Annotated in this window: 13 protein-coding genes; 8 read left to right on the top strand and 5 right to left on the bottom strand. The window is 74.2% G+C overall.

Features of this window, described 5'->3' with window-relative positions; translation table 11 throughout:
- The first annotated feature begins 24 nt into the window (after positions 1-24).
- On the top strand, positions 25-1,491 hold the full coding sequence (locus tag ACZ6PY_RS13970; RefSeq protein ID WP_466072124.1) for a GH1 family beta-glucosidase: 1,467 nt from the start codon (positions 25-27) through the stop codon (positions 1,489-1,491).
- A 153-nt stretch (positions 1,492-1,644) separates the two neighbouring features.
- Entirely contained in the window at positions 1,645-3,540 is a 1,896-nt protein-coding gene (locus ACZ6PY_RS13965) for a ricin-type beta-trefoil lectin domain protein (protein ID WP_466072122.1), read from the top strand.
- Positions 3,541-3,583: 43 nt separating this feature from the next.
- Here ACZ6PY_RS13965 and ACZ6PY_RS13960 read toward each other — a convergent pair whose 3' ends face one another.
- Positions 3,584-4,846 (bottom strand): ROK family transcriptional regulator, encoded by a 1,263-nt coding sequence (locus ACZ6PY_RS13960; protein WP_466072120.1) that lies wholly within the window; start codon positions 4,844-4,846, stop codon positions 3,584-3,586.
- A 237-nt stretch (positions 4,847-5,083) separates the two neighbouring features.
- On the opposite strand from ACZ6PY_RS13960, the gene ACZ6PY_RS13955 reads away from it, so the two are divergent.
- The 4 genes from ACZ6PY_RS13955 to ACZ6PY_RS13940 all read left to right on the top strand — a co-directional run bounded on the left by ACZ6PY_RS13955 (position 5,084) and on the right by ACZ6PY_RS13940 (position 10,298).
- On the top strand, positions 5,084-6,211 hold the full coding sequence (locus ACZ6PY_RS13955) for a low temperature requirement protein A (protein ID WP_466072118.1): 1,128 nt from the start codon (positions 5,084-5,086) through the stop codon (positions 6,209-6,211).
- Positions 6,212-6,279: 68 nt separating this feature from the next.
- Positions 6,280-7,644 (top strand): glycosyl hydrolase family 18 protein, encoded by a 1,365-nt coding sequence (locus tag ACZ6PY_RS13950; protein ID WP_466072116.1) that lies wholly within the window; start codon positions 6,280-6,282, stop codon positions 7,642-7,644.
- Between the two features lie 330 nt (positions 7,645-7,974).
- On the top strand, positions 7,975-9,483 hold the full coding sequence (locus ACZ6PY_RS13945; protein ID WP_466072115.1) for an MFS transporter: 1,509 nt from the start codon (positions 7,975-7,977) through the stop codon (positions 9,481-9,483).
- 131 nt (positions 9,484-9,614) lie between these two features.
- Complete coding sequence (locus ACZ6PY_RS13940; RefSeq protein ID WP_466072113.1) at positions 9,615-10,298, top strand: hypothetical protein; 684 nt, start codon at positions 9,615-9,617, stop codon at positions 10,296-10,298.
- 178 nt (positions 10,299-10,476) lie between these two features.
- On the opposite strand, the gene ACZ6PY_RS13935 is transcribed toward ACZ6PY_RS13940, so the two are convergent.
- The 3 genes from ACZ6PY_RS13935 to ACZ6PY_RS13925 all read right to left on the bottom strand — a co-directional run bounded on the left by ACZ6PY_RS13935 (position 10,477) and on the right by ACZ6PY_RS13925 (position 13,773).
- Positions 10,477-12,270, bottom strand: coding sequence for a glycoside hydrolase family 15 protein (locus ACZ6PY_RS13935; RefSeq protein WP_466072111.1), 1,794 nt, complete (start codon positions 12,268-12,270; stop codon positions 10,477-10,479).
- A gap of 43 nt (positions 12,271-12,313) precedes the next feature.
- Entirely contained in the window at positions 12,314-12,769 is a 456-nt protein-coding gene (locus ACZ6PY_RS13930; protein ID WP_466072110.1) for a hypothetical protein, read from the bottom strand.
- 251 nt (positions 12,770-13,020) lie between these two features.
- A complete protein-coding gene (locus ACZ6PY_RS13925; protein WP_466072109.1) occupies positions 13,021-13,773 on the bottom strand; it encodes a TioE family transcriptional regulator in 753 nt (250 codons plus the stop codon).
- A gap of 58 nt (positions 13,774-13,831) precedes the next feature.
- Here ACZ6PY_RS13925 and ACZ6PY_RS13920 point away from each other — a divergent pair, with 58 nt between their 5' ends.
- Positions 13,832-15,043 carry an erythromycin esterase family protein gene (locus ACZ6PY_RS13920; protein ID WP_466072107.1) on the top strand — a complete coding sequence of 404 codons (1,212 nt, stop codon included), beginning with the start codon at positions 13,832-13,834 and terminating at the stop codon, positions 15,041-15,043.
- A 50-nt stretch (positions 15,044-15,093) separates the two neighbouring features.
- Here ACZ6PY_RS13920 and ACZ6PY_RS13915 read toward each other — a convergent pair whose 3' ends face one another.
- The gene (locus tag ACZ6PY_RS13915) at positions 15,094-16,086 is read right to left on the bottom strand and encodes a 1-aminocyclopropane-1-carboxylate deaminase/D-cysteine desulfhydrase (RefSeq protein WP_466072105.1); all 993 of its coding nucleotides are present in this window, start codon (positions 16,084-16,086) and stop codon (positions 15,094-15,096) included.
- Positions 16,087-16,189: 103 nt separating this feature from the next.
- On the opposite strand from ACZ6PY_RS13915, the gene ACZ6PY_RS13910 reads away from it, so the two are divergent.
- Positions 16,190-17,521, top strand: coding sequence for a phospholipase (locus ACZ6PY_RS13910; protein ID WP_466072103.1), 1,332 nt, complete (start codon positions 16,190-16,192; stop codon positions 17,519-17,521).
- The last annotated feature ends 109 nt before the right edge of the window (positions 17,522-17,630 follow it).

Raw genomic sequence — 17,630 nt, 5'->3', positions numbered from 1 at the left:
CGACCCGCTACCGCGAGGAGAACCATGGACACCCACCTCACCCAACCCGCCGCCACCGACGGCTCCAGGTCGTCGCGCGGCGACAGACGCGCCGAGCTGGAGTCGTCGCAAGGGCAGGCCGACCCGATCGACACCCTTCCGCCGACCTTCCGGTGGGGGGTGGCGACCTCGTCGTACCAGATCGAGGGTGCGGTGGCCGAGGACGGCCGGACGCCGTCGATCTGGGACACCTTCTGCCGCGTCCCCGGCGCGGTGGCCAACGGCGACCACGGCGACGTGGCCTGCGACCACTACCACCGGATGCCGCAGGACGTCGCGCTCATCGCCGACCTGGGCCTGGACACCTACCGCTTCTCGGTGGCGTGGCCGCGGGTGCAGCCGGGCGGGCGCGGGCCGGCGAACCCGGCCGGGCTGGCCTTCTACGACCGCCTCGTGGACGAGCTGCTGGGCCGCGGGGTCGACCCGTGGGTGACGCTCTACCACTGGGACCTGCCGCAGGAGCTGGAGGACGCGGGCGGCTGGCCGAACCGGGACACCGCCCACCGGTTCGCCGACTACGCGGAGCTGGTCTTCGCCGCGCTCGGCGACCGGGTGAAGACGTGGACCACGCTCAACGAGCCGTGGTGCTCGGCCATGCTCGGGTACGCGTACGGCAACCACGCCCCGGGCCGGCGGAACCTGGGCGACGGGATCGCCGCCGCCCACCACCTGCTGCTCGGGCACGGGCTGGCGGCGCAGCGGCTGCGGGCCGCGGCGGCCACCCCGATCGAGCTGGGCCTGACCGTCAACCTGTCCACCGCCGACCCGGCCACCGACAGCGCGGCCGACCGGGACGCGGCGCGGGCCGCCGACGGGTTGGGCAACCGGCTCTACCTCGACCCGGTGCTCCGCGGCACCTACCCGGAGGACGTGGTGGCCGACCTGGCCGCCGAGGGCGTGCGCATCCCGGTGCAGGAGGGCGACCTGGAGGTCATCTCGTCGCCGATCGACGTGCTCGGGGTGAACTTCTACTTCGGGCAGGTGCACTCCGGGGTGGACGAGCAGGGCCGCGAGCGGGACGACGACGGCCGGCCGGTGCGCCGGGTGATCCGCCGGGACCTGCCGCGCACCGCGATGGACTGGGAGATCGTGCCGGACTCGTTCACCGAGCTGCTGGTCCGGCTGCACCGGGACTACCCGGGCGTGCCCATGGTGATCACCGAGAACGGGGCGGCCTTCGACGACAAGCCGGACGCCGACGGGTTCGTGGCCGACGACGACCGGGTGGCGTACCTGACCGAGCACCTGCGGGCGGTGGCCCGGGCCCGGCAGGCCGGCGCGGACGTGCGCGGCTACTTCGCCTGGTCGCTGCTGGACAACTTCGAGTGGGCGTACGGCTACGACAAGCGGTTCGGCATCGTGCGGGTGGACTACGACACCCAGCGGCGCACGCCGAAGCGCAGCGCGCACTGGTACCGCGACACCATCCGGCGGGTGCGCGGGGAGCACTGAACCGGCGGCTCGGGGCGGCTGCCCGGGATCCCTCCCGGGCGGCCGCTCCGCCGTGCCCGGGCACCCGCCCGGGCGCTTATTTCATGCCTTGACATAAGCAGGTGTGAGGGGTTTTCTCATTCGCGGATGTCGATTTATCCGGAAGGAGCATCCGTGTCCCCCACCACCGTTCCCCGACTCGCCGGCCGCGCCGCCCTGGCGCTCTGCCTCACCGCCGGCGCGCTCGCCCTGGCCCCGCCGCCGGCCGCGCAGGCCGCCGGCGAGACCGTCAACCTGTGGCTGACCACCACCTCCGACTCCGGCGGGCGGACGGTCACCCGGGGCCTGCAACAGCAGAGCCCCCTGGCCTTCACCGCCACCAGCCCGGCCGCCACGCACACGATCACCATCGACGAGAACACCCGCTACCAGCCGTTCGACGGCGCCGGGGCGTCCATCACCGACACCACCGCGTACCTGCTGCGCGGCGGTCCGGTCAGCGCCGCCACGCGGGACGAGGTGATGCGCAAGCTGTTCAGCCCCACCGACGGCATCGGCCTGTCCTTCGTGCGCAACCCGATCGGCGCCTCCGACCTGTCCCGGCCCGGCAACGTCTCGCTCGACGACACCTGCTGCGACCTGAACGACTTCGGCGCGAACGGGTACGACACCAACGTCGAACTGCTCACCGCGCAGGCCCGGCAGCTCAACCCTTCGCTGCGGGTCATGGTCGTGCCGTGGAGCGCGCCCGGCTGGATGAAGGACAACGGCCGGATGGACCAGATGGGCTGGCTCAAGTGGGAGTACTACGCCACCTACGCCCAGTACTTCGTGAAGACCATCCAGGCGTACGCGGCCCGGGGCGTGAAGGTCGACTACCTCTCGGTGCAGAACGAGCCGAACTGCTGCCAGTCCGGCAACCCCACGGCCATGGACTACCCGGGGATGAGCTGGAACTCCTCCGGCCTCGTGGAGCTGACCAAGAACTTCGTCTACCCGGCGTTCCGCGCCGCCGGCATCACCACGAAGGTGCTGGTGCACGACTGGAACTACGGCGACTACGGCACCATCGGCGCGGGGCTGCTCGCCGACGGCGCGGTGCGCACCGACCCGCTCTTCGGCGGCATCGCCTGGCACGGCTACTGGGGTGACCCGGCGGTCGGCACCCAGGTGCACGGCCAGTACCCGGCCGTGCCGCAGTTCAGCACCGAGCACTCCGGCGGCACCTGGATCGGCAACCAGCACAACGAGGACATGGCCGACATCGTGAACTACGCCCGGAACTGGAGCCGGAGCGTGGTGAAGTGGAGCCTCGCCGTCAACCAGTTCATGGGCCCGCACAACGGCGGCTGCGGCACCTGCACCGGCCTCATCACCGTGCAGGAGGGCGGCGTCCGCGCCGGCCAGGTCGACTACACGATCGAGTACTACACCACCGGGCACCTCACGAAGTTCGTCCGGCCCGGCGCCGTCCGCATCGACTCCACCGCCAACGGCACGGTGCAGAACGTCGCGTACCGGAACCCGGACGGGACCAAGGCGCTGCTCGCGCACAACGGCGGCGGCTCCGCCCAGTCGGTCAAGGTGGTCTGGGGCGGGCAGTCCTTCACCTACACCCTGCCGGCCCGCACCACCGCCACGTTCACCTGGGCCGGCGCCCAGTCCGGCGGCGGCGGAGGTGGCACCTCGACCGGCCCGATCACCGGCCTCGGCGGCAAGTGCCTCGACGTCACCGACAACAACAGCGCCGACGGCACGCCGGCGCAGATCTGGAGCTGTACCGGCGGCGCCAACCAGCAGTGGACCCGGGCCGCCGACGGCACCATCCGGGCGCTGGGCAAGTGCCTCGACGTGGCCGGCGGCGGCACCGCCGACGGCACGAAGGTGCAGCTGTGGACCTGCAACGGCAGCGCCGCGCAGCGGTGGACCTGGACGGCCGGGCGGGACCTGGTGAACCCGCAGGCCGACAAGTGCCTGGACGTCACCGGCAACACCTCCGCCGACGGCACGAAGACGCAGATCTGGAGTTGCACGGGCGCGGTCAACCAGAAGTGGACGCTCCCGTCCTGAGCCGGGGCCGGGCCGGCGGCGCCCCCGCCGCCGGCCCGGTTGCTCAGCGGGTGCGCGACCGGGGCCGCCGCGCCGGCCGCGCGGGCGCCGGCACCAGCCGGGCGGCCGGTTCGCGCGGCACCCCGCCGTCGCGCAGCAGCCGGGCCATCGGCAGGGTGGCCGCGCCCATCGCGACCGCGTCCGGTCCGAGCCGGCACAGCTCGATCGAGGTCTGGGCGTACGGCTGGCGCAGCGCGTGCCGCGCGGTGGCCTCGCGGATCTGCGGCAGGTACCGCTCGCCCAGGGCCAGGCCGGCCCAGCCGCCCAGCACCACCCGCTCGGGGTTGAACAGGTTCACCAGGTTCGCCACCCCGGCGCCGAGGTAGCCCACCGTCTCGTCGAGCACCTTCGCGGCGGTGCGGCTGCTGGCGCGCAGCAGCTCGCCGAAGGCGCTCTCCTCGTCGCCACCGGCCGCCGGGCGACCCCGGTTGGCCTGCCGGAACCGGTCGAGCACCCCTTCCGCCCCGACGTACGCCTCCAGGCAGCCGAGGTTGCCGCAGCGGCAGCGGCGTCCCCCGTACACGATGGTGGTGTGCCCCCACTCGCCGGCGCTGCTGTGCGCGCCGCGGTAGCCCACGCCGTCGGCGACCACGCAGGCCCCGACGCCGGAGCCGACCAGGGCGACGACCGCGTGCCGGACGCCGCGGCCGGCCCCGAACCACATCTCGGCCTGGCCGAGGGTCTTCGCGCCGTTGTCGATGTGCACGGGGATGTCCGTGCCGGCGCGGAGCATGGCGCCGAGCGGGACGCCGTCCCAGCCGAGGGTCTGCGCGTGCACGACCGCGTCGGCGGCACGCTCGACGGTGCCGGAGACGGCGACGCCGAAGCCGAGCACCGCCTTCGGGTCGACGCCGGCCTGCTCGACGACCGCGCCGAGGCCGTGCAGCAGGTGGTCGGTGACCTGCCGGGGGTCGGGCTCGGCGCCGGCGATCGGGTACTCCGCCTTGGCCAGGGCGGTCATCGCCAGGTCGAACAGTTCGACCTGCACGCGGGTCTCGCCGACGTCGGCGCCGACCAGGTAGCCGTAGGCGGGCGCGACGCGCAGCAGGACCCGGGGGCGGCCGCCGTCGGACTCGACCGAGCCGGCCTCCTCGACCAGGCCCTCGGCGATCATCTCGCCGACCAGGTTGCTCACGCTGGCCAGGCTGAGCGCGGTGGACTGCCCCAGCTCGTGCCGGCTCAGCGGGCCGTCCAGCCAGATCCGGGTGAGCAGGACCGACCGGTTGGCACGTCGCATGTCGCGCACGGTGGTGCGTCTGGCGTCCATGTCCGCCTACCTTCCCTGTCACCACCCGCGGCGGCTCACCCCGGATACGTCACCCAAGGTTAATGCGATGAACCAAGCAGTGAAGGAGGCGGGCCGCCCGCCCGCCACGCCCCGGGTTCCGCGTTCGGCCGGTGAGCGCGGTGGGCGTCGGATAGCTTGGGCCCACGGGGCGCGCCGCGAAGATCGAGAAGGCCAGCTGTGACGGATGGCAGACACCGGCCGATAACGCGGGCCACGATGCCGGGATCCCGATCGGATCTGCTGGAGCTGTTCTTCGATCTCGCCCTCGTCGCCAGCCTGACCCTGGCGTCGGACAAGATGGCGACCGGGGGCTGGACGGGGATGGCGCAGGCCCTGCTGACCCTGTCGACGCTGTGGGCGGTCTGGGTGACGACCACCTCGTTCACCGATCTCTACAGCCCGCAGGAGCGCCGCATCCAGCTGGTGGTGCTCTGCATCATGTTCGGCGGCATGCTGATGTCGGCCGCGCTGCCGACCGCGTTCGGCAGCCACGGCCTGATCTTCGGCGGCACCTGGGCCGCCATCAACTGGATCCGGGCCCTGGTGCTCATTCCCGCCCTGCGCGGCCGTCCCGAGCGGGAGCGGCCGGTCCGGGTCCTGTTCTGGACGACCGTCTCGGGCTGCCTGTGGATCGCCGGGGGCCTGGTCGCCCACCCCACCGCCCGCTTCGCGGTGTGGCTGGCCGCGCTGGCCGTCGACTACGTCGCGTTCGGCCTCCGGTTCCCGATCCCGGGACGGCCCCCGCTGCCCCAGTACACCGTGGTCCCGGAGCACCTGGCCGAGCGGTACCAGCAGATCTACGTCCTCACCCTGGGCGAGCTGATCCTCGTCACGGTCCTCGCCCTGAGCCACAATCCGTTCAGCCTGGACCGCCTCAGCGCCTTCGCCACGGCGTTCGTCGCGGCCGTGCTGCTGTGGTGGAGCTACGCGCGCGGCGCCGGCGCCCGGCTGCGCGGTGCGATCGAGAGCTCGCCGCACCGCCACCGGCTGGTGCAGACCAACCCGTACGCCCACTGGCTCATGGTGGTCGGCGTGGTGGGCCTCGCGGCCGGCTTCAGCCGGGTCATCGCGCACCCCGACGCGCGGCCGGAGACGAACCAGGCCGCGCTCGTGCTGGGCGGGGTCGCGCTGTTCCTGGTCGGCCGGGCCACCCTCGACCACGAGGTTCTCGGGCGCATCCCGCGCTCCCACGTGCTCGGCGCCCTCGCCGCCATCGCTGTCCTGCCGGCGGCCCCACGCCTGCCCAACCTGGCCCTGAGCCTCCTCGCCGCCCTCGTCCTGTTCGGCGTCGCCGCGGCCGAGTTCGTCCGCCGGCAGCACGAGGGCGCGCCGGCGACGTCCTGAGCCGGCCGGGCATTTACATTTAACAAAGTTAATTGATAACCTCCGGCGCATCGATGAGGAGGTATGTCATGCGACTTCGACGCGGGCTGACCGCACTGCTCGGCGGCGCCGCCCTGCTCGCCGCCACCGCCGCCCTGCCGGCGGCCACCGGGATCGCCGCCACCGCCGGCGAGACCGCGCTGGTGGCCTGCACCGGCGTCCCGGCCTGGGCCGAGGGGGTGAGCTGGAGCGCGGGCAGCCGCGCCACCTACGCCGGCCGGCTCTACCAGGCGCTGGTCACCCACACCCCGCCGGCCGGCGCCGGCTGGACCCCGCCGGCCACCCCGGCGCTCTGGTCCGATCTCGGCGCCTGCGGCGGCGGCACCCCGACCCCCAGCCCCACCACCAAGCCGCCCTCCCCCACCCCCACCCCCACGTCGTCCCCGTCGCCCACCGCGACGCCGACGCCCACCCCCACCACGCCGCCGCCCGGCGGCACCACCTGCGCGCTGAAGTCCCGGCCCACCGGCAAGGTGCTCCAGGGCTACTGGGAGAACTGGGACGGCGCGGCCAACGGCGTGCACCCCGGCATGGGGTGGATCCCGGTCACCGACACCCGGATCACCGCCCACGGCTACAACGTGATCACCGCCGCGTTCCCGGTGATCCGCGCCGACGGCACGGTGCTCTGGGAGAACGGCATGGACGCCGGCGTGAAGGTGCCCACCCCCGCCGAGGTGTGCCAGGCCAAGGCCGCCGGGCTCACCGTCCTGCTGTCGATCGGCGGTGCGACCGCCGGCATCGACCTCGGCTCCAGCGCGGTCGCCGACCGGTTCGTCGCCACCGTCGTGCCGATCCTCAAGCGGTACAACTTCGACGGCATCGACATCGACATCGAGACCGGGCTGACCGGCAGCGGCAGCATCAACCAGCTCTCCACCTCGCAGGCCAACCTCGTGCGGATCATCGACGGGGTGCTGGCCCAGATGCCCGCCGGTTTCGGGCTCACCATGGCACCGGAGACCGCGTACGTCACCGGCGGCAGCGTCACCTACGGCTCGATCTGGGGCGCCTACCTGCCCATCGTCAAGCGGTACGCCGACAACGGCCGGCTCTGGTGGTTGAACATGCAGTACTACAACGGCTCGATGTACGGCTGCGCCGGCGACTCGTACCCGGCCGGGACCGTGCAAGGCTTCGTCGTCCAGACCGACTGCCTCAACACCGGCCTGGTCGTGCAGGGCACCACCATCCGCGTCCCGTACGACAAGCAGGTCCCCGGGCTGCCCGCCCAGACCGGGGCCGGCGGCGGCTACCTGAGCCCGGCGCTGGTGGCGCAGGCGTGGAACACCTACCGGGGCGGCCTCAAGGGGCTCATGACCTGGTCGGTCAACTGGGACGGGTCGAAGGGCTGGACCTTCGGCGACAACGTCAAGGCACTCCAGGGCCGCTGAGGCCGCGCGGGGCCCCGCAGGCGCGCGGGGCCCCGCGTCGGGTGCGGGCACCGTGCACGATCGGGCGCGCACCCCGAGGCCGCTGGGCTAACCTCTGACCGAGGGCCGCGGGTCTCCCCCAACGCCCCGAGCCGCTCTTCGCACGCTCCCGCCCGCCGCCGACCGGCGGGCCGGTGGCCGGCTCCCCCGCGGCGGTCTCCGCCGACGGTCCGCCTCCACCCCGCCGTCCCGGCACGGCGACCCGTACGCGCCGTCCCCGCCCCGCGGCCGGTCGACGCCCGGATCGCCGCCGCGGACGGGCCGGGGGTCACCGCACGTGCGAGGGCACAGATGACAGTTCGACCTCCGGGCCCGCCCGGGCGGTCCGCCGACTTCCGGCTGCTCGTCGCCGGCCAGACGGCCACCCAACTGGGCACCGACGTCACGGCGATCGCGTTCCCGCTGATCGCCGTGCTGCTCCTGCACGCCACACCCGTGCAGCTCGGTGTCCTGGTGGCCGTGCAGAACGGCGCGTTCCTGCTGCTCGGGGTGCCGGCCGGCGTCTGGTTGGACCGCCGCCGGCTCCGGCCGGTGCTGATCATGACCGACCTGGTCCGCTGCGCGGCGCTCGTGACAGTCACCGTGACGGCCGCGCTGGGCCGGCTCACCCTGCCGCTACTGATCGCGGCGGCCGCGGTCATGGCCGTCATGCGGGTGCTGTTCGACATCGGCCACCAGTCATACCTGCCGAAGCTCCTCCACCGGGCGGACCTGCTGCGGGGCAACTGCACGCTGGAGACCGTCCGCTCCTCCGGGCAGGTCGCCGGCCCCAGCCTCGGCGGCTGGCTCACCCAGCTGGTGGGCGCGACGAACACCCTGCTGGTCGACGCGGTGAGCTTCCTGGTCAGTGCCGTGTGCCTGGCCCGGATCCGGGCCCCGGAGCCGGCGCCCCGGCGTCCCGCCGCGGTGGGCACGGCGCACGAGGCCCGGGAGGGCCTGGCCTACGTCCTCAAGGATCCCGTGCTGCGCGCCATCGCGGCCACGAGCGGCCTGGTCAACCTGCTGTTCACCGCCGCCACCGCCCTGATCATCCTGTTCCTGGTCGACACCGTGGGTGTCACCCCCGGCGCCGTCGGCGTGCTGCTGTCCGCCGCCCCCGCCGCGGCACTGCTGGGCGCCGTCACGGCGGGCCGGCTCGCCCGTCGCATCGGCCTGGCCCGCGCCATCTGGCTGGCCCCCGTGGCCAGCAGTCCGTTCAACCTGCTGGTCCCCCTGACCGGCCGCGGCTGGGGCCTGGCCTTCTTCGTCGTCGGCCTCCTCGGCAGCGGCATCGGCCAGATCGTCTACGGCATCGCGCAGACCACCTACCGGCAGGCCACCGTGCCCACGCGACTCCAGTGCCGGGTCAACGCCACCATGCGGTTCCTGGTCATGGGCGCGCTGCCGCTCGGCGGCCTGCTCGGCGGCGCGCTCGGGGAGGTCATCGGCGTCCGCTCGACCCTGCTGGTCATCGGCGCCGGCCTCACCCTCGCGCCCGTCCCGCTCCTGCTGTCGCCGCTGCGGCACGCGCGCCACGTGCACGACCTGGCAGCGCGGACGGTTCCGGCCGGCCCGCCGGCGGCGGCCCCGGCCCGGACGGCCCCCATCACCGCCGCCGGCCGTCGGCGCGCCCGCCGGGCGAACCTCGGCGCGTCCGGATCGGGCACCACCTGCCGGGCGCGCGGGACGGAGCGGCCGAGCCCGGGCCCCACGGGCCACGGTGCCCTGGGACGGCGGGGCCCGGGAGGACCACCGCACCTGCGGCGACCGCTGACCCACCGGGGAGGCGGCGGACGCGAGCCCGGAGACCGGCCGTCGTGAACCTCCAGCGGCGACGGCCACGCCGGTCGCCCCCGGGGCGCGACCTGACCCCTCGCGAGGTGGGACGGCACGCCTTCGGGACCGCCAACTTCAGCGCCGGGGAGGGTGATCATTGGCCTATGCTCGCCGCCATGATCGGACGCTTGCCCGCATCGGTGGCCCTCCTCGCCGTCCTCGCCTCAACCGCCGCCTGTGCCCCGGCTCCGGCCACAGGTGAGTCGACGCCGACAGCGTCCGCGCCGCCCCTGGTCGCTCCCTCGCCCACCGACGGCGGCACCGCCCAGGCGCTCCGGGACCGGTACGCCGCCACCGGAAGTCTGATCGGGCTGGCCGAGGATCCGGCCTACCGGGACGAGAAGCTCGACTCGGACGGGGTGGCCTGCGGCCGGCCACTGCCGCTGCTGGACCGGCGTTTGGCCGCGGTGGCGCACGTCTTCGGCACCCCGGACGGCACCGCGCCCGAGGAGTTCGTCGAGGTCACCCAGGAGACCGTGGTCTACCCGACCGAAGCGGTGGCGGCCGAGGCCGTACGCCGGCTCTTCGACCTCTTCGAGACGTGCGACCGGGACGTGGAGGCAGGCCAGGTGACCGACGGGCACGCCGCCGCCGAGCTGCAGGCCGGGACCGGCGTGCCCGGCCGGGCGGTGAGCGCCACCATGACACTCCCCGACGGGACGCAGTTCCCCCACCGCTACGGCTGCGTGCGCCACACCCGGGTCGTGCAGTGCATCGCCGTCTGGACCCGCTCCACAGGAGATACCTCGACGTGGTTCGAGAAGGCGATCATCGCCACCGGGCAGGGCCTGCGCGCGTGAGGGCGTCCCTGCGGCGCACCACGGGCTCGCCTCGCGCCCGCGGGGCCGGCGCGTCGACCGGGTGCACCACCCGGTCGTCGCCGCGGCGCCCTGGCTGCTGGCCGGAGGGGTCGCCTCCCTGGCCGTCCGGCGGGTCCTCGGACGCGGACGCCGGTAGGGCGACGGTCGCGCCGCCACCTCAACCGGGGCTGTCCCGGATCGCGAGTGCCGCCTGGACGAGCGCGGCGTGGGTCAGCGTCTGCGGATAGTTCCCGAGGTGGGCGCCGGTCGCGGGATCGAGTTCCTCGGCGTAGAGGCCCAGCGGGCTGGCGTGGTCGCGCAGCGCCCGGAACAGCTCCTCGGCCTCGTGGCGTCGCCCGGTGCTGGCGAGGGCCTGGACGAGCCAGAACGAGCAGGGCAGGAAGGCGCCCTCGACGCCGGGGAGACCGTCGTGTCCCGGCGGGTAGCGGTAGAGCAGCGGACCGCCGGCGGAGAGCCGTTCGCGGATGGCGTCGATGGTGCCGCGCACGCGGGCGGAGTCGATGCCGTCGATGCCGAGCAGTGGAAGGACGAGCAGCGAGGAGTCCAGGTCCTCGGCGCCGTAGCTGCGGACGTAGCTGGCCTGCGCCGGGTCGAAGCCGCGCGCCCGCACGTCGTCGGCGATGGCGTCCCGGGCCCGCTGCCAGCGTCGCCGTTGCCGGGCGGAAAGCCGGTGCGTCTCGGCGATGCGCAGAGCCCGGTCGAGGGCGAGCCAGCCCATGAGCTTGGAGTGCACGTGCTGGCCGGCCTCGCGGACCTCCCAGATGCCGGCGTCGGGCTCCCCCCACCTGCCGGCGACGACGTCGGCGAAGCCGCGCACGGCCCGCCACGTCTCGGAGTAGAGGCGGTGCCCGGCCTGGACGAACACCCAGGCGGCGTCGACCACCCAGCCGTAGCCGTCGAGCTGGTGCTGGTCGGCGGCGGCGTTGCCGAACCGCACCGGCACGCTGTCGAGATAGCCGGGCCAGCCGGCCAGCTCCCGTTCCGGTGGCACGCGACGGCCGGTCAGCGTGAACAGCGCCGGCAGGCGTGGCCGGTCCAGCCGGCTGGCGTGCAGCAGCCACGCGAGGAAACCGTGGGCCTCGTCGAGCTTGCCGACGCCGAGGAACGCGTTGACGCCGATGCTGGCGTCCCGCGGCCAGACGTAGCGGTAGTCCCAGTTCCGTACCCCTCCGGGATCCTCGGGCAGCGACGTGGTCGGCGCCGCGACCGGGGCCTGCGACGGGGAGTAGGTCAACAGCCGCAGGGTCAGCAGGCTGCGGACGACGTCCTCACGGAACGGCAGCGAGCCGTCGATCCCGGCCGTCCAGGCCCGCCAGCGGGCCTCGTCGCGCAGGACGGCGTCCCAGGCCGCCCCGGGCTCGACGTTGACCAGCGGCTCGCGGTTGGCCACGGCGAGGACGAGGGTGACCGGCCGGTCGGGCGCCACCGCGACGGTGGTGGGCCGGCCCGGCTCGACCGCGATGTCGGGCGCGCAGCCCAGGGACACGGCCAGCGCGCCCCACTCACACACCAGCACTCCGCCGCGCTGGCGGACGCGGGGCGGCCGGTGTCGTTCGCCGAGGCGGGGGTCGAACTCGACGACGGCGTCGACCGCTCCGCCCTCGGCCGAGAGTCGGCGCACGAGCAGCGTGGCGGGCAGCAGCCGCCCGGTCACCTCGGCGACCATGGACTCGGTGAGGGTGAGCCGGCGGTCGCCCACCGCCCACGTCGTCCGGATCGTCGCGGTGTCCTGCCGGTAGTGCCGCTCGACGACCGGGGCGGGCGGGGCCGGGCCGACCCGGAACGTTCCCGCCGCCGGGCCGCCCACGAGGCGTCCGAACAGGGGCTCACCGTCGAACCGGGGTACGCAGAGCCAGTCGATCGCGCCGTCGCCGCTCACGAGGGCGGCGGTGCGGGTGTCGCCCAGCAGCCCGTAGTCGCTGAGGGGCGCCGGAGGACGGGGCCCGGTCACGGCCGGCCCGCCGGTCGCGCCTCACGCCGAGGGCCGGTGCGGCTCAACCGGCCCGCAGGAGCAGTCCGAGGACGACCCCGTAGATGACGTGAACGACGGCCGCGACGGCGGGCGTCTGCACGCCGTAGTTGAGGGCGAACAGGCCGGGTGGCTCCAGTACGGCCGTGCTGGACGGGCCGGCCCGCTGCGAGGCCATCCGCGGATGGACACCCGGCAGGAGCGGGAGGAGCACCGTCAGCGCGATGGCGACGTGCAGCCCGCCGAACAGCGCGCCGATCCACCAGGTGGCACGGTGCAGCACGGCGAACGCCGCCGCGTACCCCAGGGCGAAGCCCTGACCGGCGAGCAGGTGGATGAAGAAGCCGACGACCCGGGCCCGGTCGGGGTCGTCGGTGACGACGGTCCCCAGCACCAGGGGAAGGTCCAGGCGGGTGAACCCGGCCATCTGCGCCGTGATCATCGCCGCGGTGAGCGCCGCGGTGGCCACCAACCCGAACACTGCCCATCCGGCCCAGTCCATTTCAGCGGTGGCCGCCGGGGCACGCCCTGGCGTTCCGTACGCGGCCCGGCGCGGTTGTCTCGGCCATCGATGCCTTCCGGCTGTCCCCACGAGGTCGTGTGCGGCCCGGACCGGAGCCCGCCGCGCAACGGTCTCCACCGTAGGCCCACCGGGTCCCGGCTCCGGGTCGCTTGGGGGAACACAGCGCGCAAGTAGACCGACCGGGTGAGCCGCGGCGCCGGCGGGTGGGGTCACCCGGTGGAGCGGTCCTCCGTCGGCCGGTCACCGGGCGGGGCCGCTCGGCATTCGAGGTAGGCGTCCAGCGCGGCGGCGCCGGTGAGCATGGCGCGGCTCCGGGCCGTGAGTCGGGCGCGCCAGTCGCCCAGCATCGACTCGAGCGGCGCGACGCCTCCGGCGGCGCGGACCTGGTCGATCAGCGGGGCGATCTGCTCCAGCAGGTAGCCGCCCCGTCTGAGCTGGTGGGCCAGCCGGGCGTCGCGCACGTCGGCGGCGCGGTAGACCCGGTAGCCCGTCCGCGGGTCACGGCGCGGCCGGACCACGCCGGCGCGTTCCCACTTGCGGAGGGTGGCGGGCCGGAGGTGGAGGCTTCTCGCCAGGGGGCCGACGAACGTGTCGCCGCGTTCGGGCGGCACCGGCTCCAGGTCGCGCAGCGCGGCCTCCACGGCCCGCAGCGTACGGCGGTCGTCGAGCAGCTGGGCGTGGCTCTCGTCGATGAGCCGGAACGCGTCCTCGGTGGCGTCCCGATTGACCGCCTGCATGATCGACGCGGCCGTCCGGTGGCCGTGCCCGGGCACGAGGGCGAGGAACGCGCGCAGCGCCCGCACGTGCCGCGGCGTGTAGGTGCGGTAACCGTGCAGGGTGCGATCGGCCTCCGGAAGGATGCCGGCGGCCTCGTAGTTCCTGACCGCCTGCGTCGACAGACCGTGCCCGCGCGCCAGGTCAACCGGCCGGAGCCGTCCACCGCTTTGAAGGTTTCGCCTCATCGCCCCGCTCAACTCGCGCAAAAGTCTCCACCGATGGTTCAACGATAGCGTTGACATCATGACTGCTGGTATCAGAGACACCGCCCATGCCGCCGACGCCGCTGCCGCCATGCGGCTGCTCCGGGCCAGGCCGCGGCTGCTCGCGCTCGGCGAACCCACCCACGGCGAGCACGTGCTGCTCGACCTGCGCAACGACCTGTTCCGGCAACTCGTCGAGCAGGAGGGCTACCGGACCATCGCGATCGAGAGCGACTGCCTGATGGGCCTGGTCGTGGACGACCACGTCACCTCCGGTGCCGGGGCCCTCGACGAGGTCATGGAGCGCGGCTTCAGCCACGAGTGGGGCGCCTTCCCGGGCAACCGTGAGCTGGTGCGGTGGATGCGTGCGTACAACGACGGTCGGCCCGCGTCCGAGCAGCTCCGCTTCGCCGGGTTCGACGGACCGCTGGAGATCACCGGCGCGGCGAGCCCCCGGCAGGCACTCACCGCGCTCCACGACTACCTCGCCGCCCGGGTCGACCCCGGCCTGCTCCCCTGCGACGCCGCGACGCTCGACCACCTGATCGGGGCCGACGACCGCTGGACGAACCCCGCCGCCATGATGGACCCCAGCCGGTCCGTGGGGCGAACGCCCGAGGCCGGGCAGCTGCGGCTGCTCGCCGACGAGCTGGCGGCCCTCCTCGAGGCGCAGACACCACACCTGATCGCGGCCTCCTCGCGGGAGGAGTGGGACCGGGCCCGCCTGTACGCGCGCACCGCCGGCGGCCTGCTGCGCTATCACTTCGCGATGGCCGACCCGTCACCGAGCCGCCTGGCGCGGCTGCTCGGCGTGCGGGACTCGATGATGGCTGCCAACCTGCTCGCCCTCGCCGAACGCGGGCCGACGCTGGTGAACGCCCACAACAGCCACCTCCAGCGGGACAGGAGTTCCATGCGGATGGGCGGACGCCCGGTCGAATGGTGGAGCGCCGGCGCGATCGTCGACTCCCACCTGGGCGACGCGTACGCCTTCCTCGCCACGGCCCTCGGCACGATCCGCCACCAGGGGGTGGACACCCCGCCCCCGGACACCGTCGAGGGCCTGCTGTACGCGCTCCCGGAGGACCGGCACCTCGTCGACGCCCGCCGACTCGCCACCGTCCTCGCCGACGTGGCGCCCGCCGCCCGGGTGTCCCAGTGGTTCGGTTACGCCCCGCTCGATCCGGCCCACGTGGCCAGCACCGACGGGATCCTGTTCGTCAAGGACGCCCGGGGCGACGACACGGCGTGAGCCCGACGGGCCCGCCGGGCGCGAGAATAAGGGATCTCGTTCCGGCGGGCTCAGCGGCGACCGGTGGTGGCGCCGGGCGCGGTGTGCCAGTAGAGCGTCGGGCCGGAAACATCTCGTTCATCGCACAGCTGACGGATCGCCGCTGCCGCCTTGGCCGTGTACACCGGGTCCGCGACCAGCCCGGCCTGTTCCCGGAGCCACACCGCGGCCGCGACACTCGGCCCGGACGGTTTCCCGTACCCGGGACCGAGCCACTCGCGGCGCAGGTCGAACGGCGCGAAGGGCACCGTGCCGGGCACCGGCGCGCCGTGGCGGCGCAGCAGTCGCGCGGTCCCCGTGGCCAGGCGGTGGACCTGGGCCGGACCCACCCGGGTCCGGTCGTTGACGAGAATTCCGACCACCTCGCTGTCGAGCCCGGCGAGGGCCAGCCCGAGGACCAACCCGGCGGCCGTGCCACCCGAGCCGACCGGGACGACGATCCGCCGGGGCGGGGGCAGCTCGCCGGCGGCGACCTGCTCGGCGAGTTCGAGGGCCGCCTCGACGAAGCCCAGGCAGCCGTGCGCGTTCGACCCGCCGACCGGCAGCAGGCCGGGACGCCGCCCGCGCAGGGCCGCGCCGACCAGCAGCCGGCCCGCGGTCGCGTACGCCCCGGCCACGGTGTCCACCCGGTGCATTGTCGCGCCGGCCGCCCGAACGGCGGCCATCTGCTCCTCGACATGCTCGTCGGACGGCTGCTCGACGGCGACGACGTGGGCCCGGATCCCGGTGTCCGCGGCGTAGCGGGCCACCGCCACCGCGTGGTGACTTCCCGTGCCGCCCCCGGTCACCACGACACCGCACCGCCGCCGGAGCAGGTCCGCCAGGCTCCACTCGAGTTTGCGGACCTTGTTGCCGCCGTACCGGTCGCCGTACCGGCTGTCGTCCTTGATCCACAACTCGTGTCGGTCGATCCGGCGGACCGGGGTCGGGCCCGTGCCCAGCGGCAGGAACGGCAGTCGGGGCGCGACCGAGGGATAGCGGGAGTGCAGGCGGGGTGCCGGCATACCGTCCGTCCTCGCTCCACAGGGGATCGACATCCGTTCACAAGGCGCGCCTAGCATAGACGTGAGCCGATCGGGTCGGAGGTCGGCACGGCGGGAGGCTGCGGTGTTCGGACGTCGCGAACGGGGCGTGGTCCTGGTGGTCCTGGCCTGCCTCGCCGGCACGGGCACACCAGCCCGGGCGGGCGCCGCCACCGTGCCGGACGGGACGTACTACCTGCAGAGCGTCCGCACCGGCCTGAACGCGGCGGAGCGCGGCGGCGTGATCGTCCAGCGGTCCCCGCGCGGCGACGAGGACCGGCAGCAGTGGTGGCTGCGCGCCGACGGCGACGGGCACCTGCTGGAGAACACGGTGACGCCGGGGTGGTGCCTGGGCCGGCGCGGCGACGCCGTGGTGCCGGTGGGCTGCGCCGAACCGGCGGCCCGGTGGGTCGTCACCGCGGCCGGGCCGGAGCGGTTCGCCCTCGCCGAGCCCGGCACCGGCCGCGTCCTCACCGCCGTGCCCGGGCGGGCGGAGCTGAGCCTGGAGCCGGCCGGGGCGAGTTGGTATCTCACCCCCGTCGACCCGGTGACCCGCCCGCTGCCACCCGAGGACGAGCGCCGCCTCGACCAGGTGACCTTCCTGACCGCGCACAACGCCTACGCCAACGGCGTCGACGGGGGCTTCGCCCCGCCGGTGCTCAATCTCCTCCCGAACCAGGCGCGGGGCGTCGACCGGCAGCTCGCCGACGGGGTACGCGGCTTCCAGCTGGACATCCACGAAACCCGCGACGGCGCCGTCCTGTGCCACAACAGCTGCTTCCTGGTGTTCCGTCCGGTGGCGCTCGCGGTCGACCTGCAACGGATCGTGGACTTCCTGCGGGGCAACCCGCGCGAGTTCGTGACCGTCTTCCTCGAGGACTACGTCAGCGCGCCGGTGCTCCGCGCCGAACTGGCCCGCGTCCGGGGCCTCACCGACCTGCTGTACCGGCCGGACCTCGACGGGGTGCCGGCCACCGGCTGGCCCCGTCTGCGCGAGCTGCGCGCACGCGACCGGCGGCTGCTGATCTTCACGGACCGCCGCCGCGAGGACGACCAGGCCGGCGGGCTCACCCGGGACACCTTCGGGGTGCTCTACCAGCGTGAGTGGACGGTGGAGAACTACTGGTCGATGGGCCCGGGCGTCGGCGAGAGCGACTGGACGTGCGTGAGCCGGTGGCCGGACCGGCCGCTCACCGACGGCGGCGAGTCCGCGTTCCGGCCACTGTTCGTGATGAACCACTTCCGGGACGCCCCGGTGCCGGTGACCGCCGCGACAGACAACGCCCGCCTGCTCAACCGGGCCGGCCGGTTCTGCCAACCGGCCGCCCGGAAGAAGCCGAACTACGTCGCGGTCGACAGGTACGACCTCGGCGGACCCGCCGCCGCGGTGGCCACGCTCAACACCTACTGGTACTAGCGGTCCGTCCTTCCTCAGAGGGTGGTTTCGCCGGGTAGGCCGAAGAAGTCGTGCCATTTGGTGGCGCCGGTGAAGGTGGTGCCGGTGGACAGGCCGACGTAGACGTCGT

The organism is Micromonospora sp. NPDC048907 (genome assembly GCF_055586885.1).
This window is presented reverse-complemented; position numbering and strand designations above follow the sequence as displayed.